Here is a 21547-nt window from a genome sequence, read left to right on the forward strand (position 1 = left end):
ATGCCCCGGCCCAGGAAGCGAAGGGTACGTTCCTGTCTATGCATGAAAAGGATGCCCGCCTGGAATACCGCGCCGTCGACTCAAACGGCGTGATTCTGTGGACGGCGCAGCGTCCACGCGTCTGCTCCGCCTACCTCGTCACGACCACCGATTCCGGCCCCATCGCAGTACTCATGGACCAAGGCCCCACGACAGGGGGCTCACTCACATCGACGGCGAGCGGCTATGACCTCGAGACCGGTCAGAAGCGGTGGGGGCCAGTCGAAACGCCCGGGGCCATGCTGGGCAATGGACTCGTCTTCGCGAGCGCACCGAAGGACTTCATCGGAACCGGCGGTCCCCGCACCGCACTCGACCCGGCCACCGGCGATGTGGTCGCCGCCGAGAACGACGACACCTCAACTCGGGTGGTCGCACTGTTCAGCGAGCATCTCGTTCGCAGCCGGGACGATAACCTCATCGGGGAGAATCTCGATGGGGACAGGCTCTGGACTCGGACCGCTGGAGACTTCGACGTGTCCGCAGCCGAGGCCAGGGAGATTCCCTGGGAGCCGATCGGCGCAACTCACGCACTGCTGGGCGACGCCGGCAGCGAGGAACGAACCCTCATCGATTTGAACTCGGGGGCGAGCGTCGACTCTGATATCTCTGGGGCCTGGTTCGATTCATCGACCGACACCCTGGTCACGGCAGGTGCTGATCTGCAGGGTTTCGATAGTGACGGCAGCGAACGCTGGGAGTCACCCCTGCCCGAGAACGCCGAGGTAGCCGCCGTAGGTGCCGGCCTCATCGCCTTCGATACGGAGAGCACGGGCGGCCCCGATCAGACAGATCGGTCAGTCGCGGCCCGATCGGCTCGGAACGGGAGCCTTGCCGAAGGTGACACTCCCCTGCTGAGGACGCTCAAGAGTCTGGGATCGCCCCACCACATCGCCGAGTCTGGGGCCGCACTCGTCGGCGATCCGCAATCGCCGCTGCTGATCACAGGTCGGAGATGAACTTTGGCGAGGACGAACAGTCATGTCCAAAACTTTTCTCAGCAGGGAAGAAATGCAGGAGTGGTGATATGCCGAGACACGAAGCAGCCAGGCCCCGATATCGTTGGTGGGTGCCCCTCGTGGTCATCGCCGTGGCGGTTGCCCTCGTGCTCATGATCCTCTTCATGGATCGAGAGCACGGCGACAATTCCGCCCAGAAGGCGACCGGCGAGCACACGGAGCCGGATGTCGTCGTCACCGAGGTCGAGGATCCTCAGCAGAAGGATGTCAGCGACTTCGACACCGACGATGAGAACCCACTGGCCGAGGGTCCAGTCGATGCTCCGGTCACACTCGTCGTCTTCTCCGACTATCAATGTCCGTACTGTGCGGCCTGGTCCCAGGACACCCTGCCGGAGATGCTCGACTACGTCGACTCCGGTGATCTGCGCATCGAATGGCGCGAGGTCAATGTCTTCGGCTCCGCGTCCGAACAGGCGGCCAAGGCAGCCTATGCAGCGGCTCTGCAGGACAAGCACTGGGAGTTTCACGACAAGCTGTTCGCCGGAGGCACACCACGGCCGCCGGCGGATCTCTCTCCCGAGGCGCTGACTTCCGTGGCCTCCGACATCGGCCTCGACATGGACCGGTTCACCAAGGACATGAATTCGCCTGAGACGGCCAAGGCCGTAGACAAGAACGCCAAGATGGGCACCGAGCTCGGCGCATTCTCGACGCCGACGTTCATCCTTGACGACGAACCCTATGTCGGGGCTCAGCCCACCATCGTCTTCGTCGACGCCATAGAACAGAGACTGGAAGAAGGATACTGATGGACATCGGATTGCTCAGTGCCTTCATCGGCGGAGTGCTCGCACTGCTCAGCCCATGTGCGGCACTGCTGCTGCCCGCCTTCTTCGGCTCCACCGTCGGCGTCGGCTCACGGCTGGTGCTCCACGCAGCCATCTTCTACGTGGGCATGCTGCTCGTGCTCATTCCGCTGGGAATGGGAGCCGGAACACTCGGTGCACTCTTCACCGCATATCGTGGCACGATCGTCCTCGTCGCCTCGGTCATCCTCATCATCCTCGGCATCGTCCAGTTCTTCGGATTCGGATTCGACCCCGCTAAGGCACTGCCCGGCGCCGAGGCCATGAGATCCAAATCCGCGACTGCGACGGGAGCGACGAAGACATTCCTCCTCGGCGCCACGAGTGGGATCGCCGGTGTCTGCTCCGGCCCCATCCTCGGCGCGGTCCTCACTCTGGCGGCGACCCGAGGCAGCGTGTTCCTCGGCGGCGTGATGCTCGCGATCTACGGTGCCGGCATGGTCGTGCCGCTGTTCATCATCGCGGCTCTATGGTCGCGAATGGGTCCGCGAGCCCGATCGGTCATGCGCGGGGGCTCGGTGAAGCTGTTCGGCCTTCGCCTGCCCGTCATCTCGATGCTCACCGGGGCGCTGATGATCATCATCGGCATCGTCTTCTGGATGACGAACGGCCTGGTCTCGGCGCCGTCCCTGGTCTCGACATCCACCCTTGCCCATGCTCAGGAATGGACGAGCAACTGGACGTCGACGACGATCGACATCCTCGTCATCTGCCTGCTGGCGGTCGTCGCGATCATCCTGTGGTTCCGTCATGAACGCCGACGCGCTCAGGACATGCGCGGCACGGACACGAGAGGGAAGAGCAATGAGAGCTCGGCCAGAGACGAGCCGAGGCACTGATGGCCCGACGAAAACTCTTCGCATTGGCCGCCACCCTGCCCATGGCACTGGCGCTTATCGGCTGCACTCCGGTCGAGGAGCCGCCCGAGTTCGAACGCGGAACAAGTCCGGTCGACACGAAGCTCGATGCAGTCGATGCCTCCGACCTGCAGATGCCACTGATCGTCGAACCGCTCGAACTCGTGGAACCGGACTGGGACCTCGACGTCAAGCACCTCGACGATGTGTTCCTGTCCGCAGGCAGCAGCGAGGATCGGCTGGACTTCAGTGCCGTCGACAGCAGCGGCACCACCCTGTGGCAGGCCAATCGGCCCGTGGGGTGCACCGGGTTCGCCGTGACCGCTGACAGTGAGGGGACACCACTGGCGGTGCTCACCGACTCGGCTACTGACGAAAGCTGCAGCACCGAGGTGACGGCAAGCGCCTATGACCTCGAATCGGGTGAGCAGCGGTGGGGCCCGACAGACGTTCCCGGTCCGCTGCAAGGCCCGGGAACGGTCTTCTCGCCCGCCGACGATGGCGGCGACACAGATGACGGAGAAGCTGTGGCACTCGACTCTGACACCGGTGAAGTCGCAGATGAGGATTCCTCGACCTCGCGAGTCCTCGGCGAATTTCAGGGGACGTTCCTCAGCGTTGGTCAGGACACTCTCTCCGCCTCGGACGGAGGAGACACCAGTTGGGAGATTTCGCTGGCGGATCACGGCTGGAGCGTCGAGGGGCTTACAGCCTTCCCCGAACAGGTCGACGGTCTCATTCATCTCGATGCCGACGATGGGTCCGGGCCCGTCATCGATGCAGAGACTGGTGATGTCCTCGACGAGTCCGCCAGCGAGATCGCTCAAGATGCGAACTCGGAGACGATCATCACGAGGGACGAGCAGGGCCTGACGGTCATCGATGCGACGGGCACGAACGAACTGCCGGTCTCTCTGCCCGAGCCTGTGATGTTAGAGGCTGCCGTCGGCGGGCTCATCTACCTGCGCGAGGGCGCGAGTCTGCGGGTCCACAACGCAGCCACCGGCAGCGTCGCCAGGGGCTACCCGGCCGAGGGCTCGGGCATCGTCGCAGTTCCTGACCTCTTCACGTCACAAGGTCTGGGAACCTTGCGGGCCGGTGATCGAACCCTGCTGGCCACGGACAGGGTGGTCAAGAAATCCGCGGAAGGTTAGGGCTGCCGCCGACCGCGGACGAGCAAGGTCAGTCCTGAAGCGCTGCGTTCACCTCGTCGGCGTTCGGAGTGGAGATGAGCAGTTCATCGAATCCCCAGCCATTGGAGCCGTCGGTCAGGCGGATGCGCAGCACCGGTTCACCGGCCTTCATCGCCACGAGACGACGTGTGCCGTTCGGGTGCCGATAGGTGCCGAGCTTTCGGTAGCCGGAGATGTTCAGACCAGATCGCAGACCCAGAAACTCCGACGGCCACCCGGTGACTTCGGAGGTGCGGATCGCATCAAGTGGTACGGAATGGAAACGACGCCCGGCCATCAGTCGCTCCCACCCGGGAAAGACGATCGTCAGATGATTGTTGTTGACGGTGACCTCGGTCATGGCGAGTCCTTTACCTCAGTTGGGCGGGGTAGCCCATGAAGTCAGCGTATGCACCCACCTGCCGGGCCACTTCCCCCTGAAGACTGAATCGCCGCTCCTTCCCGCGGTGGATTCAGGCCCGACGCACCCTCCACAGAGCTGACAAAAGCCCCGCGCCGCGCCCACCATATCGATGACGTCTCGTGACTAAGAGATGACCGCTGATGCCTGTCCCCCGTCGCCCGGGCGGCGTATTCTGATGGTGAGTCTCTGACCATCCGTCGGGTATGGCTGACCCACGAGGCGCTCGCCCACGGTCTGACTCACAGCATCTAGGACGATGCCCTGCAACGGTGCAGCGGCCTCACCCTGGCAGTCGGACAGGAGAAGCGTCATGTTACTCGAACGAATCTACGATGAGGACCTCTCTCACGCGAGCTACTTCATCGGCTGTCAGGCCACCGGCGACGCCATCGTCATCGACCCCAGTCGGGACATCAGCGCCTACCTGGAGTTGGCCGAAGCCAAGGGACTGCGCATCACCCACGTCACCGAGACGCACATTCACGCCGATTTCCTCTCCGGCACCAGAGAATTGGCCGATTCCACCGGCGCCATTGCCCATCTGTCCGGTGAGGGCGGAGCTGACTGGCAATACGGCTACGAGGGCGAACGCTTGGCTGACGGTGACACCATCACCGTCGGCAAGTTAATGCTGAGGGTGGTGCACACGCCGGGGCATACCCCCGAACATCTCTCCTTCCTGCTGACCGACACCGCCACAGCGGAGGAGCCCGGGTTCATGTTCACCGGCGACTTCGTCTTCGTCGGCGATCTGGGTCGACCGGATCTGCTCGACGAGGCCGCCGGCGGGGTCGACACCCGCTTTGACGGTGCCCGGCAGCTCTACGAGAGCTTGAGAGGAAAGCTGCTGCCGCTGCCCGACTACGTTCAGCTCCTCCCCGCCCACGGTGCCGGAAGCGCCTGTGGCAAGGCTTTGGGCTCCGTGCCCACCACCACAGTCGGCTACGAACGCAGCTTCTCCTGGTGGGGCCACCATCTTGCCGCCGGCGATGAGCAGGGTTTCATCGACGAGCTCTTGGACGGACAGCCGGATGCCCCCTCCTATTTCGGTCGCATGAAACGACAGAACCTGGAAGGGCCCGCGATTCTCGGTCCACAGTCGGTGCTGCCAGAACTGAGTGTCACCGCAGTCCGCGAGGGCCTGGCGAACGCCAGTGTGACCGTCATCGACACCAGGGATCAGCACGATGTCCACGCGGGAACGGTTCGGGATGCCATCAACATTCCGGCCTGGAACAAGCCTGCCGTCCATGCGGGCTGGGTACTGGATCCGGAGTCCGATCCCAGGCCTCTCGTACTACTGGCCGACGGCTCGGATACCGCTCACCACTTGCGGAATCACCTCATTCGGGTCGGCATCGACACAGCGGAAGGCTATGTCACCGCCACCGACGGACTCCCCGCAGCTGTCCCCGATCTGGTAGGGCCGGAGGACCTCGACTCGACTGATTACGAGATGCTCCTCGATGTACGCAATACATCGGAATTCGCGCAGGGCACGATCCCCGGCGCACAGCAGCTGAGTGCAGGCCGAGTCCTCTGGCATCAGGATCGACTGCCAGTTTCGGGCACGATCGTCAGCTTCTGCCAGAGCGGGGTGCGCAACTCGGTGGCGTCCAGCGCTCTGCGGCGAGCCGGGCACCGCGTCATCGAACTCGAAGGCAGCTATCTTCGCTGGCAGGCGGCTCAGCAGAAGCAGGGGCTCCAGATGCAGTGACCCGATAGGCCACATTCAGCATGCCGGGGCTCCGGCCGGAGCTCAGGCCACCCGCTCCGGATACGAATAGGCATTGAAACGACCCCTGCGATTGAAGCCGATGACACTCACGCCCACGCTCTTGCCATGATCGACGGCCAGCGCCGAGGGGGCGCTGACAGCCGACATCATAGGGATGCCTGCCATTGCCGACTTCTGCACCAATTCGAATGAGGCACGCGCTGAGACCTGCAGGACCGTTCGGCTCAGCGGCAGACCACTTCCCTGGTGTGACATCGCCCAGCCGATGACCTTGTCGACGGCGTTGTGACGACCCACATCTTCACGTCCGATAAGGAGTTCCGGCTCGTCGTTCGGATCCTCGCCGACGGCGAAGAGTGCAGCGGCATGGACTCCCCCGGTCTTGTCGAAGACGTCCTGCTGAGTACGCAGACGCTCGGGCAATTCACCGATGCGCGCTGCCGAAAGCAGGGGCGGGAACCGGTACTCCTCATCGTCATCCTCGTCGAGGTGACAGGAAGCTGGGATCAGGGGGTAAGCGGAGGTCTTCGTCACCGCGTCGATGGCCGCGGTGCCGCAGATTCCACACGAGGAGGAGGTGTAGACGGATCGGGCAGGGGCCGCCTCGGCGCTCCAGATTCCGGTTCGCAACCGCACCTGTGCCACGTTGTGATTCCGGGTCCCGTCGGGAGCAAGTCCTGTGGAGAAGTCGATCTCCTCGATGTCGGCCATGGTCGTGATGATCGCTTCGGAGAGGAGATAGCCGGCCACGAGTTCGATGTCATTGCCGGGTGTGCGCATGGTGACGGAGAACTGTTCCCCGTTGAGGCGGACCTCCAGCGGCTCCTCCCCAGCCAGGGAGTCGGGCCCGGCGGAGATCTCTCCGGTGGCGTCGAATCTGTGGACTCGGGCACGAACGGCCCTGCGTTGAGCCATGGTGATCAGACCCTTGGTCCGTGGTCGGTGGTGTCCTCGATGGAGGTTTGGATGTGCTCGAGGAGATCGTCGATGACGGTGATGCCGTCCTTGACGCCGCCCTTCGACCCGGGGAAGTTGATGACGAAGCTGCGGCCGCGAACGCCGGCGACGCCGCGACTCATCACCGCCGAGGAAGTCGTCTCCAGGCCTTTGCGCCACATTGCGTAGATGAGTCCAGGAGACTGTCGTTCAAGGAGTTCGGCGGTGTATTCCGGGGTCCGATCATCGGGTGCCAAACCGGTGCCGCCGCTGGTGACGATGATGCGCGGGCGTTCGTGTTCGGGAGTGTCGACGAGGAGCGTGCGCAGCGCCTGACCGACAGGCTCACCGTCACGGACGACGATGGCATCGGGAGTGTCATATCCGCAGGTGCGCAGCCAGTCGACGAGGATCGGCCCGGTGGTGTCGGCCGCCTCTCCCCTGGCCGCCGAGGTGGAGGCGATGATGACCGCGGCTGACCGGCCCTCACCGAGGAGGTCGTCAGTCTCTCCGACTGCTGAGTTCTGGCTATTCACGAATCAATCCTTCTTCCCAGCGCACACACAAGCTCTGCCACCCATTGTTCCACGAAGAGCTAGAGACCGAACCAGAATGTCAGTGCTTCGTTCAGCCCCTCCGTGCTGGACTGCCCGACCCATGCCACATAACCGTCAGGACGGATGAGCACGGCGGTGGGAGCGGCTACCTTACCGATCACCGGAAGGTCCCACTCACCGTAGTAACGCGCGTCGACGCGGTCGACCTGGTCCACCCATGCCGTGATGTCGATGCCGCTGGGATCGCCGAGGTTGAGCAGAACCGGGCGGCCCCCGTGGAGAAGCGTGTACGCCCGAAATGCCCCTGCCGGGCTGTGGAGATCCAAGTCGGGTACGCGGCGTCCCACCAGCGGGTGCGCCTCGTCATTGGAGATGTCCGTTCGGCTTGTGTAGTGGATGGCGAGGCCGGAGAGGTCACCGGCAAGTGATTTGCGGGGTCCGTCCATGTGAAGCCAGCCATCGATGACTTCATTGAGGGCTTTGACGCGGTCGTCCATCCGCATCAAGGACGTCTGCGCCAGGTTATGGTGAATGACCTGAGCCCCGACGGCGTGACGCTCCCGGTGATAGGTATTGAGGAGATTCTCTGACGACGTCCCCTTGACCACCCGCGCCAGCTTCCACCCTAGGTTCACCGCGTCTTGGACGCCGGTGTTGAGGCCTTGGCCACCGACCGGCGAGTGGACGTGTGCCGAGTCTCCGGCCAACAGCACCCGTCCGGAACGATAGCTCGCGGCCTGGCGAGCCATGTCGGTGAAGCGACTGATCGAGCCGGGATTGCGGACGCCGAAGTCAGTCCCCCACGCATCGATGAGCCCGGCGCGCAGATCCTCAAGGCTGGGTTCCGTGTTCTCCTGCGGTTCCCTCTCGGAGACGACGAGGCTCACCCGACCGTGCGGGAGCTGGCTGAATGCCTGCGTGCCGAATTCATGATGGTGGACACCCCATTCGGGGTCCTCGGTCAGTTCGACGTCGGCGATGAGGCTGCTCATGGTCGGCTCCCAGCCGGGGAAGTCGATTCCCGCAGTCTTTCGGATCAGACTGCGTCCGCCGTCGCAGCCGACGATGTAGTCGGTTCTCAGAGTCCGGCCATCGGAGAGCCGGACATCGACTCCGTCGCGATCCTGGTCGAATCCGGTGACTTCGACGCCGTAGTCGATTCGCACCCCGAGTTCTCCGACCCACTCGGCCAAGATGCGTTCGGTGTGCTGCTGGCCCAGCCCCAAGCCGTAGGGGTGCCGGGACGGAAAATCGATGATGCCAAGTCGAGTGTTGCCGAATCCCAGCACCTGCGAAATCTGGCCCGCGTCCAGGAACCGATCGACGATGCCTCGCTGATCGAGCATCTCAAGGGTCCGCGACTGCAGACCCATCGCACGCGTTCCGACCAGGTCCTGGTTTGCTCGTCTCTCGACAAGAACGCTGTCCACCCCTGCCAGAGCCAGCTCTGCGGCCAGCATCAACCCGGTCGGCCCGGCACCGACGATGATCACTTCAGTCACAACTGCTCCACTCTCTCAACGCGAGGTACCAGTCTGCCCCGCAGACGGGGCCTTGCCGCAAGTCCCCATCTGCACTATAAGGTAAATAGAGGCAAGGAACTTTGACTTCCCTGCCTTCGTCATCTGTCGCTATCTGCTGTCGCTTCGCCACGATGTAGATTGACCATCAGGCAGCACCGTCGACACACTCGGCCCGACAGCACAGGAGGCACCATGGAAGATCTGTCACTGAGCACGTTGATCTGGCTGCGCATGGTCCGCTTCGTCCAGAACAGCAATCAGATGTCGAATACCCACCTGCGCCGCTTCGACCTCACCATCGCCCAGTTCGAGATGCTCAGCCATATCCGCGCCTACGAACCGGTCACCCAGTCAGATCTCGCAAAGGGGCTGACTGTCACCGGCGGCGGTGTCTCCCGAATGGTCTCTCGCCTCGAAGGCGAGGGCCTGATCTCACGTGAGCAGGATTGGAAGACGAAGTTCATCTCGCTCACCGACGCCGGTCGGCAGCGGCTCGAAGCGGCATACCCCGCCCAAGTGGCCTTCCAATCCGCGCTCTTCGACGAAGCCCTCGACGAGGATGAGAAGAAGCAGCTGCATGCGCTGATGAAGAAACTCTACGAACACAGCGTCACACGTCGTGAGGCGGAGGAAGCGCTCTAGGGAATATTTCTCCAGAAACATCAGTTGACATGGCAAACGATACTTTTCGGAGTCGACGACTGCACCGACTCCCCTGTCACTGAGGAGAAGACATGACCGCACCTACCTCCCGCACGGAACCCGTCACCAGCACCGAACCCGTCGCCCACACCGAGTCGGTCAACATGATGGATCACCTGGGTTTCAGCTCCGGCCAGGGACTGCAGTTCGGGATGTACAGCCTCGGCGACCATCTGCCGAACCCGGCCGACGGATCCAGAGTCAGTGCGGGCGAGCGCATCCGCGAGTTCATCGGCTATGCACAGGCGGCCGAGGATGCCGGCCTCGACTTCATCAGCGTCGGTGAGAGTCACCAGGAGTACTTCGCCTCGCAGGCCCACGCCGTCATCCTCGGCGCGATCGCCCAGGCGACGAACACCATCCGCATCGGCAGCACCTCGACGATCCTGAGCACCTCGGACCCGGTTCGCGTGTTCGAGAACTTCTCCACGATCGACCACATCTCCGGCGGCCGCGCCGAACTCGTCGCCGGTCGCGCCTCACGCGTCGGGCTCTTCGAACTGCTTGGCTATGATCTGCGTGACTACGAGGAGCTGTTCGAAGAGAAGTTCGAGCTGCTCAACCGAATCAATCGAGAGCAGAAGCTCAGCTGGAGGGGCAAGTTCCGTGCGCCGCTGAACGACGCCGAGGTGCTCCCCCGCCCAGCACAGGATCCGCTGCCGATCTGGCGAGCCGTGGGTGGTGCCCCGACGAGCGCGATCAAGGCCGGTCTGGCAGGAGTACCCATGGTCATGGCACACCTGGGCGGCACCACCTCCTCGTTCAGACCCACGGTCAATGCCTACCGGGAGGCGGCACGCCACCAAGGGTTCGATCCAGCTGCCCTGCCGATCGCGACTGCGGGATTCTTCCATGTTGCCGAGACCTCGCAGGAGGCGCTTCGCGGTCTCTACCCTCATATCAATGAGGGGATGAAGCGCACGAACGGTCAGGGCATGCCCAAGCAGCTCTTCGCCCAGGCGGTAGACCCGCACAGCATCGTCAACCTCGGCAGCCCCCAGCAGATCGTCGAGAAGATGCTGCACCAGCATGAGGTGTTCGGCCATCAGCGATACCTGGGTCAGATGGATTTCGGCGGCATGCCCTATGACCAGGTGATGAAGCAGATCGAGATCATCGGCTCGGAGATTATCCCGGCCCTGAAGAAGTACACGGCCTCACCGACGCCCACTTCTGCCACGACTGCCCCGGCAGCGAACCGCCATGCCGCCGAGGAGGCCGCCCGATGAAGCTCGTCGCGATCTCGGGTTCGAACGTCGGCACCAAGACGCGGACCGTCATGGAGTATGTCACTCAGACCGTGATGGTCCAGGACCCGGACGTCGAGGCCACGCTCATCGACCTCGCCGAGGTCGACATGGTCTTCAGTGACGGACGGAACTTCACCGAGTACACCGGAGATACCGGTCGTGTCACCCGGGCCCTCATAGATGCCGATGCCATCATCATCGGCACGCCGATCTTCCAGGCCTCGATTCCGGCGACGCTGAAGAACATCTTCGACCTGTTGCCGGTCAATGCCTTCCGCGACAAGGTCGTGGCCATGATCGCGACCGCGGGGTCAGCCAAGCACTATCTCATCCCCCAGCAGCAGCTGCAGCCGATTCTCACGTATATGAAGGCCCAGGTTGTGCAGCCCTACGTGTTCGTCGAGGAGAAGGACCTGCTGCGCAAGCAGATCGTCAACACCGATGTCATCGCCCGCCTCGACCGGCTCGTCGAGGACACCCTTGTACTCGCACAGACCTACGCCTCGATCAGGGAAGCGAAGGACGCCGCCTACGGGTTCTGAGCATCAGACTCCGACGGCAAGCGTCGTCAGGACGGCCAGCGTCGTCAGCGAGGGTAGGCGTTGTCAGCGAGGGCCGTCCGCGATCATCTCAGATAACAAGCGAAACTGCTGTCAGCGTCTTGCCAAGCGCAGCATATACCCTAGTAGTTGCAATTTCAATCAACCCTGGAGCTCGCTGTGTACGCCACGACTGGATTCCCGACCATCGCCCGCGACATCATCACCGTCATCGCTCGGATCGCCCTCGGCGCCATCTTCATCGCCCACGGCTGGCAGAAGTTCAACGAGTGGACCGTTTCGGGAACCACGCAGTCCTTCGCACAGATGGGCGTGCCGCTGCCAGACATCGCGGCTCCGTTCGCCACGTTCGTCGAACTCATCGGCGGCGCGCTCCTCATCCTCGGCGCCCTGACTCCGATCGTCGGAGTCCTGTTGGCAGCCAACCCCATCGGGGCACTGGTCATCGTCCACCTCACCCCAGTTCCCTTCGTCGATCAGGGCGGCTGGGAACTCGTCGCAGCCCTGGCCGCCGGCGCCTTGCTGTTGGCTGCCATGGGACCAGGTCGCTTCAGTGTCGACAGGTTCCTGCTCAAAGGGAAGAAGGGGCAGAAGCAGTCGCGGAGTGCCGCAGCAACGAGCGCAGACTCTGTTCCGGCCGAATAGGCGCCGGCTATATAACCGCGGGCTGATCAGACGTCGAATCAGCTGAGGTCGGCCCCGGCTGGGGTTGGCCCAGCTGGGGTTTGCCCAGTTGAAGTGGGTCGCGCTTCGAACTGGCGACGATATTCCGAAGGAGTCGTCTTGAACGCGGCAGCGAAGTTCTGCCGCAGAGTCACCACACTGCCGAATCCGCAGTTCACGGCGATCTGATCGATCGACAGGCTCGTGGTCTCCAGCGCCCGACGGGCCTCATCGAGGCGACGCATGCGCACCCACGAAGCAGGCGTCGCCCCAGTCGATGCCCGAAAGGTGCGGATGAAGGTCCGCACACTCATGTGTGCGACCTCGGCCAACCTCTCTACCGGCAGTGATTCGTCGAGGTGATCGACTGCCCAATCGAGAACCCGAGAGATGGGGTCGTCATCGGCATGTTCCGGCAGCGGTCGCTGAATGTACTGCGCCTGCCCACCGTCGCGGTGCGGTGCGATGACGAGGGAACGTGCCACCTGGTTCGCAGCGTCGGCCCCCAATCTCGTACGCACCATGTGAAGACAGGCATCCAACGCCGAGGCTGTGCCAGCCGAGGTGATGACATCGCCGTAGTCGATGTAGAGAACTGAATCGTCGATCTCCAGATCCGGGTGTCGAGCGGTGAGTTGGTCGAATCCCTGCCAGTGCGTCACCGCCCTGCGGCCGGCGAGCAGACCGGCGTCTGCGATGGGGAACGTGCCCAGACAGAGTCCGGCAATGGAAGCACCCCGGTGATGACTGTCAACGAGCAGCTGTCGCAGGGGCTGCCCAGCCGGACGACCATCGTCGTACCAGGACGGGACAACGATCACCTCGGAGCCGTATGCCGCGTCCGGCCCACTCACCCCAGTGATCTGATACCCCTCCGCCGTCGTGATCGGCGCAACGTCGTCGGAGAACAGGACGGTTTCCCACGCTGCCAAGCCCTGGCGGGCAACCTCGTTGAAGACCATCTGCGGCACAGACAGGTGGAACATGGTGATGCCTGTGAAGGCATAGATGGCAATGCGCACGTCGGTGCCCTCCTGTTCGGCTGGTGGCAGGCTCGTGAAGTTTGGCGTGATTCCATCGTAGATGAGCATTTGTGCTACTGGTAGTGCCCGACCGGCTCTCGCACACTGGAGGTGTGCCGCAGTTGCGCGCTACGTCCTCACTGACCACAACTTTGGAGTTCGCTATGACTACCGCCCGCCGTGCCCTTGTCCTCGTCGATGTGCAGCAGCAGTACTTCGATGGCCCCTTGGAGATTCAATACCCGAGCCATGACCAGTCACTGCCGATGATCACTGCGGCCATCGACGCTGCGGTTGCCGCCGACATCCCGGTCGCCGTCATTCAGCACACGATGGGCACCGAAGCCCCGGTCTTCAATCCCAACGAGCCCGGGTTCGCACTCCACCCCGAGGTCGCTCAGCGCCAGGTCGATTCCTGGAAGTCAGTGGTCAAGGAGTACGGCTCCGTCTACGCCGACACCGATCTCGAAGCATGGCTGCGCGAGAAAGGCGTCGACACAGTCACCCTCCTGGGCTATATGACCAATAACTGCATCCTCGCTTCGGCAGCAGGCGCCGAGGTTCTCGGCTTCACCACGGAGGTGCTCTCCGATGCGACCGGCGCCATCAACATCGCCAATGATGCCGGCTTCGCCGATGCCAAGACCGTGCACACGACGCTGATGGCGCTCCTGCATTCGAACTGGGCCTCCGTCGCGACCACCGAGGCTTGGACCCAGGCACTGGCTTCTCAGGAGCCGCTGCCGAAGGGAGACCTGGGCAGTTCGGCCGTCACGGGTGCGCAGAAGGCAGGGCAGAACTGATTGTTCAGTAACCCGTGCGCAACCGCTCCAGAAGGTCGGTGACTCGGTTGCTGATGTCGTTGCGAACCAGACGCATGCGCTCGATTCCTTCGATGCCGCGCGCGGAGGGCTCGTCGGTGTCCCAGTTTTCAACCTTGGTGCCCTCGGGCGCATGCACGGTCGCCTCGCGGCCCAACGTGACGACGACATCAGCGGCTTCCAGATCCGCCGGCGTGACCGGTTTGGGAGTACCTTCGCTGATGTCGATGTTCCATTCGGCCAGCGACGCAACCGAGAGCTGGTTGAGCGAGGTGCCGGGCTTGGTCCCGCCGGAGACGACGTCGATCGAGTCTCCGGCGATGTCGCCCATGAGCCCCGCAGCCATCTGTGACTTTCCGCCGTTCTTCACACAGACGAAGAGGACGCGAGGTGGGGTGCTCACTGCGCCTCCTGGTGTGCGCTGCGGCCGTGTTCCAGCCCTGTGGGGATGCCAATCGAGACCGGCTGTCCGGCTTCGCCACAACACGACTCCGGCTCGGCAGCTTCGACAGCAGGCGCTGGCTCGCAGCACCCACTGCTGTCTGCAGTCACCGCACCAACCGATGGCGCATCGCATGACGAACCGATGTCGGCCGAGCACACTCCGGTCTCCGGGAGCACGAGCTCGACTCTCTCTGCCGCTTCCTGATCGCCGGCGATCGCGGCGACGATCGAGCGAACCTGCTCGTAGCCGGTGGCCATGAGGAACGTCGGCGCGCGACCGTAGGACTTCATACCCGCAATGTAGAAGTCCTTCTCCGGATGGGCCAGCAGGCGGGCTCCGTGTGGCGCGACGGTTCCACAGCTGTGGAATTCCGGATCGATGAGTGGGCCCAGGCCTGTGGGCGCCTCGGCGATCGGGTCGAGGTCGACTCGGATCTCGCGGAGGAAGCTGAGGTCAGGCCGGAACCCTGTGGTCGGAACGACCCGGTCAACGTCAAGAGTGACTGCGCCTGCGCGGGTGGTTCCGGTGACCGTGAGTTCGCTTGTGGACTCGGTCGCCGAGGTGGAAGTCGGGTTGGCGTTGGAGACGTTCGTGATGGTCACCGATGTGTGAACCTCGATGACTCCGGCTTCGACGAGATTGCGCAGTCGGGTGCCCAAAGCTCCGCGGGCTGGGAGTCCGTCCTGGTCGCCACCGCCGTAGACACTGGCAGGATCAGTTCCTCGTATGGCCCAGCTGATGCGGGTGCTCGGTTCGGCCTCGCGGAGCTCTCCCAGAGCCAGCAGAGTGTTGGCCGCCGAGTGACCGGCTCCGACGACCAGCGTGTGACGGCCAGCGAACTGTGCCCGGTCCCGGCCGAGGACGTCGGGCAGCGGTGAGGTCACGAGCCCGGCCGCCCGGGCCTCGGGTTCACCGATGGCCGGCAGCCCCGCCTGGCCAAGCGGGTTCGGGGTCTCCCAGGTGCCTGAGGCGTCGATGACGGCACGAACGACATGATCCTCGATTGAACCGCGCTCGTTTTGGGTGCGAACGAGGAATGGCGTGTCACCACGGCCCAGGGTGCGGGTGCGGTCTTTGCCGACACGGCTGACTGCAATGACTCGTGTCTGCGTGCGAATCGCGTTGCTCAGCTGTGGGGTCGCAGCCAATGGAGTGAGGTACTCGGCGACGAGTTCAGCCCCGGTGGGCAAGTAGTCGCCATTGGGCTCCACCCATTGTGCCTGCTCGAGCAGTGTTCGTGCAGCCTGGTCGATGTTGTACTTCCACGGCGAGAAGAGGCCGATGTGGCCCCACGCACTGACAGCGGCCGCAGGTGTCGCGCCCGCCTCAAAGACGAGCGGTTCCATGTCGCGAGCGATGACGTGGGCTGCGGCGGCAAGACCAACCGGGCCGGAACCGATGATGGCGACAGGGAGTTTGGATATTGGTGTGGACTCAGTCATGAGGCGTCCTGTCTGGGAGTGGGTCGTCTGCAGAAGCGCCGGATACTGACAGGCTGGTGAGCAGATCGTGAATGCGGGCGCGAATGTCATCGCGGATGGTGCGCACGGTCTCGATACCCTGACCTGCCGGGTCATCGAGGTCCCAATCTTCGTAACGTTTGCCGGGGAAGATGGGGCAGGCGTCGCCGCAGCCCATGGTGATCACCACATCCGAGTTCTTCACCGTGTCCAGGGTGAGAATCTTCGGGTGCTGGTCGGTGATGTCGATGCCGACCTCAGCCATCGCCTCGGCGGCGGTGGGGTTGAGCATTTTCCCCGGTTCACTGCCGGCGGAGCGGACCTCGACTCGGTCACCTCCGAGCTCGCGGAGGAATCCTGCGGCCATCTGCGATCGGCCGGCGTTGTGCACGCAGACGAAGAGGACGCTGGGCTTCTGTTCGACTGTCGTCATTTCTGTGCCTCCTGGCGCTCCGAGCGCATCTGGTGTCCGGTGTGTTCGGGGAAGAAGCGTTGACGTGACCATAGTGCTACGTAGACGAGGGCGACGAGGATGGGTACTTCGATGAGCGGACCGACAACTCCCGCCAGGGCCTGTCCGGAAGCAACTCCGTAGGTGCCGATGGCCACTGCGATGGCGAGTTCGAAATTGTTGCCCGCAGCGGTAAATGCCAGAGTGGCCGTCTTCTCATAGCCCAGCTTCAGGCCACGGCCCACAACCATGCCGAAGCCGAAGACGACGGTGAAGTAGAGGAGCAGCGGCAGCGCGATGCGCACGACATCCAAGGGGTTCGAGGTGATCTCGTCACCCTGGAACGCGAAGAGCAAGACGATGGTGAACAGCAGCCCATAGAGCGCGAAAGGGCCGATCTTCGGCAGGAACCGGTCTTCGTACCATGTCCGACCCTTGGCTTTCTCGCCGATGAGGCGGGTGAGGAACCCGGCCAACAGTGGAATACCGAGGAAGACGAGCACGCTGAGCATGATCGCCCAGAACGAGAATTCGCCACTCGTCGTCGGCAATCCGAGGAGGTTCGGCAGCCACTGCAGGTAGAACCAGCCGAGGAGACCGAAGGCGAGGACCTGGAAGACCGAGTTGATTGCAACGAGGACGGCAGCGGCTTCACGGTCCCCGCAGGCAAGGTCGTTCCAGATGAAGACCATCGCAATGCAGCGGGCGAGACCGACGATGATCAATCCCGTCCGATATTCCGGAAGGTCTGGCAGGAAGAGCCACGCGAGGGCGAACATGAAGGCGGGGGCGGCCAACCAGTTGATCAGAAGGGACGTGATCATCAGTCTTTTGTCGGTGAGCACGCGCCCGGTTTCGTTGTAGCGGACCTTGGCCAGCACCGGATACATCATCACCAGCAGCCCCAGAGCAATCGGCAGTGACACATCGGCAACCTTGACCGAATCCAGGGCCGCAGCGAGGCCGGGGACAAGCCGACCGAGCAGCAGCCCGAGGATCATCGCTGCGATGATCCACACCGGCAGGAAACGATCGAGGGTCGACAGTTTGGTCTGCGCCGGTTCACTGGTGGGGGCTGTCACTGAGGTGCTCATCGGACTCCTGGGGCGAATCTGCTCATGGCCGAGGTTCCTCAGCCACAAACATCGAAGGTTATCGATATGAATCTAAGCACTGCATATCGACAACTGTCAATGTATGGGCATAATAGAGAAGTGACCCTTGAACAGACATTGCCCGCACCCGCCTCGGCGGCGTGCTGCACGACACTGACCGGCGAACCTCTGGACGAGCATCGGGCACGCGAGTTCGCCCGGATCTTCAAAGCCTTGGCCGACCCGACACGTCTGCGCCTGGTTTCCCTGGTCGCCGCCCACGAAGGCAATGAAGCCTGCGCATGTGACCTCATCGATCCGGTCGGGCTGGGCCAACCCACGGTCTCACACCACCTGAAGATCCTCGTCGACGCGGGAGTCCTGCGCCGTGAGAAGCGAGGCATCTGGTCGTATTATTCACTGGCGGCAGAGACTCTGGAGCGCATCGCTGCATTCCTCTCCCCTGCATGAAGCTGTGACCGTACGTCGGGAGGACGCTGTGACCGGACGTCGGGCGACCTCGCCGCGCCGGACTGGATCGGGGTACGCTCCGAAATGAGACCACCCCACTCCCCGGACGAAAGCAGAGAGGTCAATGACCAAGACTGTCCTTCAGGCAAGCCTGGATGTCTTCCGCGCCCACGGAATGACGACGATATTCGGCAACCCCGGATCGAACGAATTGCCATTCCTCGCGGGACTCGGCGATGATTTCCGCTTCGTCCTCGGCCTGCATGAACAGGTCGTCGTCGGCATGGCCGAAGGCTTCTCACGCGCCACCGGGCGTCCGGTCCTGGTGAACCTGCATGCCGCATCCGGCTCCGGCAACGGTATGGGAGCGCTGACCAACGCTCATTACGGACACGTTCCGCTGGTCATCCTCGCCGGCCAGCAGGTCCGCCGGACAGTCGGTCAGGAAGCGATGCTGGCCAGCGCGGATGCCGCCGCACTGCCGACGCCGCTGGTCAAGTACTCCCACGAGCCGTTGTCTGCCACCGACGTCCCCCGGACCCTGTCCCAGGCCGCCTTCGAGGCAACCACTCAGCCAAATGGTCCTGTCTATGTGTCGGTGCCCTTGGACGATTGGGACGAACCGGCACTCGACGATGATGATCTGCTGCCGGCACGATCAGTGTCGACCGGTCGTGGCCTCGATCCGGAACTCGAACAGGAGCTGCTCGCCTCCCTCAATGGTGCGAAGCGTCCGGCTCTCGTCGTCGGGCCCCAGGTGGATGCCGCCGCTGTTGCTGACCCGAGCGTCACGGAAGCAGTGACGTCGCTGGCGGAGAGGCTCGATGCCTCCGTCTATGTCGCCCCATCTCCCACCCGCTGTCCTTTTCCGACGACCCATCCGAACTTCGAGGGCGTCTTGGTCCCCGGGATCCAGTCCGTGCGAGACCAGCTGGCCGACCATGACCTCGTGCTGGTGCTGGGTGCGGCCGTGTTCAGATATCACCGCTGGGAGCCCTCGAATTATCTGACTCCCGGCACCGAGGTCATCCAGATCACCCAGGACCCGCGCGAAGCCACCCGTGCACCGTTCGGCAAAGCCGTCATCACCGATGTCGCCAGCACCGCTGAGACTCTCGCCGCAGGGGTCACCGATCGCGGTGCCCGGCGCGGCGATCGCGGTTCACGGATCATGAGCCCAGCGGCCACCTCGGCGGAGGGAATGACTGGTGGGGAGATACTCGAAGTGCTCAACGAGCACGTCAACGACTCAGTGTCCTACGTCAACGAGACCACCACCTTGGACCTCGACTACCTCGAACGGGTCGCCATCGACAGACCAGGAATGTACAGCTTCCCAGCCTCCGGCGGTCTGGGCTTCGGGCTTCCTGTTGCCGTCGGAATGTCGATCGGAGCACCGGAGAAGACGATCGTCGCGACCGTCGGTGACGGCTCCGCGAACTACGGCATCACCGCGCTGTACACGGCCGCCCAACTGCAGACGCGAACCGTGTTCGTCATCATCAACAACTCCGGCTACGGCGCCTTGGCCGGCTTTGCCCAGCGCATGGGCGTGCCCAAGGTTCCCGGGCTAGCCTTGGGCGGCATCGACTTCGTCTCCCTGGCCCAGGGCTACGGGGTCCCGGCCAAGCAGACGTCGACCCGCGCCGAGTTCGCCGCTGCCTATCGGGAGGCGCTCGAAGCTTCGGGCCCGGTGCTCATCGACGCCTCGATCGTCTCGTAACTAAGGGGTGAGCGGCTTCAGTCCGAGACGCGTAGCTTCCAATCGTTGAAGTACGTGCGGAGTGGGCCAGAGAGTCAGCACGATGTAGCCGCTGATCCCTCCGAGGCCAGACAGTCCCTGCACCGACCGGAATTCCGCCGCCGTCCACGAGCAGAGATGTCTTGAGACCAGATTTGTTGCGGTCGACAGGGCTGCGTCCAGTGTTTTCTCCGCCGCACGGTGCTTTGACGATTCATCCGTCGACCACGAGGTTGTGCAGGTCGAGGCCGACGGCCTGGTCGTAGGCTTCGAGGGCCAGGCGGTGGAGTTGTTCGAAGGCGCCGGTGCGGCGGCCTGCTCTGCTACCCGGCCTGCGGCTGCCCCACGGCGGTGTCCGGCGAGCGGGAAATGACCACGACTCCGACGATCAGCCCGATGATGGCGAGCACCGCCGCGATCACGAACGGGTCTCCGGCGTGCAGGGCGGGGGCGAACCCGAGCCCTACATAGATGGCCACGCCGGTTGCCCCGCCGAGCTGGTCTGCTGCTCGCTGGACGCCGGAGGCGATCCCTGCGTCCTCGTCAGTGGCCCCGCTGACCGCGATGTACTGCAGACCCACGAGTCCGAAGCCCATGCCCGCTGCGATTAACAGCATCGCCGGGAGAAGCCATGCCACCCCGCCGCCCAGGACGGCCACGAGTGCGACGACGCCCATTGCGCCCGCAGCGGCCGCGAGCCCGACCACCACGCACACGCGTGCACCCCAGCGTCCCAGCAACCGGGGAACGAGCACCGATGCCGCAATCAGCGCCGCGGCCAAGGGCAGCATCGTGAAGCCTGCCCCCAGAGGCCCGACACCGAGCCTTTCCTGCAGGTAGAAGGTGAATAGCAGGAACGAGGTCGAGAGTGCACCGCTGAGCAGCATCGTCGTCAAGTTCGCCCGCAGTCGAGTGCGGTCAGCGAAGAAGGTCAGTGGGACCAGCGGGTTCGGCGACCTCGACTCGACGCGCACGAACCCGGCACCGGCCAGCACCGCACCAACCAGCGCGGCCACGCTCACCCAGAGGCTGGTGGCAGGCTCACCCGCCTCCACAGCGGCGTAGACGAAAAGCAACGGGCATGCGGTCAGCAAGAACGAGCCCGGGAGGTCCAGGCGGACCCGCTCACGAGACACGGACCGGTCCGCAGGGACCAGGAGGAGCGCGGCCACGATCACGACCAGGATGAACGGCACCGAGACCAGGAAGATCCAGCGCCAGCCCAGATGTGCGGTGAGGATCCCCGACAGAGCGAACCCAAGAACGAGGCCGCAGCTGGCCACGGCGGCCCACACGCTCAGGGCGCGCGACCGGCGCGGGCCTTCGGGGAAGAGCAGCACGATAGTGGCCATTGCCGCGGGCAGCGCTACGGCCTCGCCGGTTCCCTGGAGCAGGCGTGCGGCGACCAGGACTGGGAAGGACGGGGCCAGACCGGCCAGCAGAGAAGCCGCGCCGAAGAGAGTCGTACCGACCAGGAGAGTGCGACGACGGCCGAGAAGGTCACCGACCCGGCCGCCGAGCATCAGCAGCCCACCGCCGGTGATAGTGTAGCCGACCACGACCCAGGTCAAGGAGTGGCCCTCGACGCCGAAGTCCGCGCCGATCGAGGGCAGCGCGATATTGACCACGGTCACATCGACCGCGATGAAGAACTGCAACATGGACATCGCGCACAGCACGAGCCATGCGCGCACACGTGCGGGACTGTGCACGCGGGTAGAAGAGAAAAAAATTGAACGCATCTGTTGCTCCGTCGCTCTGAAGAGTTAAGAGCGGCACAAAGTGCCGCTCCG

Annotated in this window: 22 protein-coding genes and 1 pseudogene; 12 read left to right on the plus strand and 11 right to left on the minus strand. The window is 63.7% G+C overall.

The features are described 5' to 3' along the window. Positions 1-38 precede the first annotated feature (38 nt). The 4 genes from FO013_RS00110 (at position 39) to FO013_RS00125 (ending at position 3878) form a co-directional block, all read left to right on the plus strand. Positions 39-998, plus strand: coding sequence for a PQQ-binding-like beta-propeller repeat protein (locus tag FO013_RS00110; protein ID WP_143920469.1), 960 nt, complete (start codon positions 39-41; stop codon positions 996-998). 68 nt (positions 999-1066) lie between these two features. Beyond that, positions 1067-1810, plus strand: coding sequence for a DsbA family protein (locus tag FO013_RS00115; protein WP_143920470.1), 744 nt, complete (start codon positions 1067-1069; stop codon positions 1808-1810). Continuing rightward, on the plus strand, positions 1810-2706 hold the full coding sequence (locus tag FO013_RS00120; protein ID WP_260847878.1) for a cytochrome c biogenesis CcdA family protein: 897 nt from the start codon (positions 1810-1812) through the stop codon (positions 2704-2706). The genes FO013_RS00115 and FO013_RS00120 overlap by 1 nt, the downstream gene beginning before the upstream one ends. Continuing rightward, complete coding sequence (locus tag FO013_RS00125) at positions 2706-3878, plus strand: hypothetical protein (protein ID WP_143920471.1); 1173 nt, start codon at positions 2706-2708, stop codon at positions 3876-3878. The genes FO013_RS00120 and FO013_RS00125 overlap by 1 nt, the downstream gene beginning before the upstream one ends. A 28-nt stretch (positions 3879-3906) precedes the next feature. Here the strand turns inward: FO013_RS00125 and FO013_RS00130 are convergent, their stop codons facing one another. Then, positions 3907-4257, minus strand: a complete 351-nt coding sequence (locus FO013_RS00130; RefSeq protein ID WP_143920472.1) for a hypothetical protein — start codon at positions 4255-4257, stop codon at positions 3907-3909. A 373-nt stretch (positions 4258-4630) separates the two neighbouring features. On the opposite strand from FO013_RS00130, the gene FO013_RS00135 reads away from it, so the two are divergent. Next, a complete protein-coding gene (locus FO013_RS00135; RefSeq protein WP_143920473.1) occupies positions 4631-6037 on the plus strand; it encodes an MBL fold metallo-hydrolase in 1407 nt (468 codons plus the stop codon). A gap of 42 nt (positions 6038-6079) precedes the next feature. Here the strand turns inward: FO013_RS00135 and fdhD are convergent, their stop codons facing one another. From fdhD to FO013_RS00150, 3 genes are read right to left on the minus strand one after another with little or no spacing between them, the layout of a single operon-like run. Continuing rightward, on the minus strand, positions 6080-6973 hold the full coding sequence (gene fdhD / locus FO013_RS00140) for a formate dehydrogenase accessory sulfurtransferase FdhD (RefSeq protein WP_143920474.1): 894 nt from the start codon (positions 6971-6973) through the stop codon (positions 6080-6082). A 5-nt stretch (positions 6974-6978) separates the two neighbouring features. Further along, positions 6979-7530: a MogA/MoaB family molybdenum cofactor biosynthesis protein gene (locus tag FO013_RS00145; protein ID WP_143920475.1), complete on the minus strand. Its 552-nt coding sequence runs from the start codon at positions 7528-7530 to the stop codon at positions 6979-6981. Between the two features lie 59 nt (positions 7531-7589). Continuing rightward, complete coding sequence (locus FO013_RS00150) at positions 7590-9053, minus strand: FAD-dependent monooxygenase (protein WP_143920476.1); 1464 nt, start codon at positions 9051-9053, stop codon at positions 7590-7592. A 213-nt stretch (positions 9054-9266) separates the two neighbouring features. On the opposite strand from FO013_RS00150, the gene FO013_RS00155 reads away from it, so the two are divergent. The 4 genes from FO013_RS00155 to FO013_RS00170 all read left to right on the plus strand — a co-directional run bounded on the left by FO013_RS00155 (position 9267) and on the right by FO013_RS00170 (position 12231). Continuing rightward, positions 9267-9716, plus strand: a complete 450-nt coding sequence (locus FO013_RS00155; RefSeq protein WP_143920477.1) for a MarR family winged helix-turn-helix transcriptional regulator — start codon at positions 9267-9269, stop codon at positions 9714-9716. A gap of 92 nt (positions 9717-9808) precedes the next feature. After that, positions 9809-11005: an LLM class flavin-dependent oxidoreductase gene (locus FO013_RS00160; protein ID WP_222103555.1), complete on the plus strand. Its 1197-nt coding sequence runs from the start codon at positions 9809-9811 to the stop codon at positions 11003-11005. Then, the gene (locus FO013_RS00165; protein ID WP_143920478.1) at positions 11002-11568 is read left to right on the plus strand and encodes an NADPH-dependent FMN reductase; all 567 of its coding nucleotides are present in this window, start codon (positions 11002-11004) and stop codon (positions 11566-11568) included. The genes FO013_RS00160 and FO013_RS00165 overlap by 4 nt, the downstream gene beginning before the upstream one ends. A gap of 177 nt (positions 11569-11745) precedes the next feature. After that, positions 11746-12231 carry a DoxX family protein gene (locus FO013_RS00170; RefSeq protein WP_143920479.1) on the plus strand — a complete coding sequence of 162 codons (486 nt, stop codon included), beginning with the start codon at positions 11746-11748 and terminating at the stop codon, positions 12229-12231. A gap of 38 nt (positions 12232-12269) precedes the next feature. Here the strand turns inward: FO013_RS00170 and FO013_RS00175 are convergent, their stop codons facing one another. Next, on the minus strand, positions 12270-13340 hold the full coding sequence (locus tag FO013_RS00175) for a GlxA family transcriptional regulator (protein ID WP_260847879.1): 1071 nt from the start codon (positions 13338-13340) through the stop codon (positions 12270-12272). 95 nt (positions 13341-13435) lie between these two features. Here FO013_RS00175 and FO013_RS00180 point away from each other — a divergent pair, with 95 nt between their 5' ends. Then, positions 13436-14074, plus strand: a complete 639-nt coding sequence (locus FO013_RS00180) for an isochorismatase family protein (protein WP_143920480.1) — start codon at positions 13436-13438, stop codon at positions 14072-14074. A gap of 4 nt (positions 14075-14078) precedes the next feature. On the opposite strand, the gene FO013_RS22595 is transcribed toward FO013_RS00180, so the two are convergent. The 4 genes from FO013_RS22595 to arsB are packed head-to-tail and all read right to left on the minus strand — an operon-like array spanning position 14079 to position 17542. Further along, the gene (locus tag FO013_RS22595; protein ID WP_143920481.1) at positions 14079-14495 is read right to left on the minus strand and encodes an arsenate-mycothiol transferase ArsC; all 417 of its coding nucleotides are present in this window, start codon (positions 14493-14495) and stop codon (positions 14079-14081) included. Continuing rightward, positions 14492-15979 carry an NAD(P)/FAD-dependent oxidoreductase gene (locus FO013_RS00190; protein ID WP_143920482.1) on the minus strand — a complete coding sequence of 496 codons (1488 nt, stop codon included), beginning with the start codon at positions 15977-15979 and terminating at the stop codon, positions 14492-14494. The genes FO013_RS22595 and FO013_RS00190 overlap by 4 nt, the downstream gene beginning before the upstream one ends. Then, the gene (locus FO013_RS00195) at positions 15972-16430 is read right to left on the minus strand and encodes an arsenate reductase ArsC (protein ID WP_143920483.1); all 459 of its coding nucleotides are present in this window, start codon (positions 16428-16430) and stop codon (positions 15972-15974) included. Before FO013_RS00195 ends, FO013_RS00190 begins: the two co-directional genes overlap by 8 nt. Then, positions 16427-17542 (minus strand): ACR3 family arsenite efflux transporter, encoded by a 1116-nt coding sequence (gene arsB / locus FO013_RS00200; protein WP_143920484.1) that lies wholly within the window; start codon positions 17540-17542, stop codon positions 16427-16429. Before arsB ends, FO013_RS00195 begins: the two co-directional genes overlap by 4 nt. Before the next feature lie 120 nt (positions 17543-17662). Between arsB and FO013_RS00205 the strand changes: the two genes are divergently transcribed. After that, entirely contained in the window at positions 17663-18013 is a 351-nt protein-coding gene (locus FO013_RS00205) for an ArsR/SmtB family transcription factor (RefSeq protein ID WP_260847880.1), read from the plus strand. 124 nt (positions 18014-18137) lie between these two features. Next, positions 18138-19736 carry a benzoylformate decarboxylase gene (gene mdlC, locus FO013_RS00210; RefSeq protein WP_143920486.1) on the plus strand — a complete coding sequence of 533 codons (1599 nt, stop codon included), beginning with the start codon at positions 18138-18140 and terminating at the stop codon, positions 19734-19736. Between the two features lie 121 nt (positions 19737-19857). On the opposite strand, the pseudogene FO013_RS00220 reads toward mdlC, so the two are convergent. Continuing rightward, positions 19858-20058: pseudogene (locus tag FO013_RS00220) on the minus strand (IS5/IS1182 family transposase); the annotation flags it as partial. A gap of 19 nt (positions 20059-20077) precedes the next feature. Continuing rightward, complete coding sequence (locus FO013_RS00225; RefSeq protein ID WP_260847881.1) at positions 20078-21496, minus strand: MFS transporter; 1419 nt, start codon at positions 21494-21496, stop codon at positions 20078-20080. Between the last annotated feature and the right edge of the window lie 51 nt (positions 21497-21547).

It is taken from the genome of Brevibacterium aurantiacum, assembly GCF_007558825.1.
Classification (GTDB): domain Bacteria; phylum Actinomycetota; class Actinomycetes; order Actinomycetales; family Brevibacteriaceae; genus Brevibacterium; species Brevibacterium aurantiacum_A.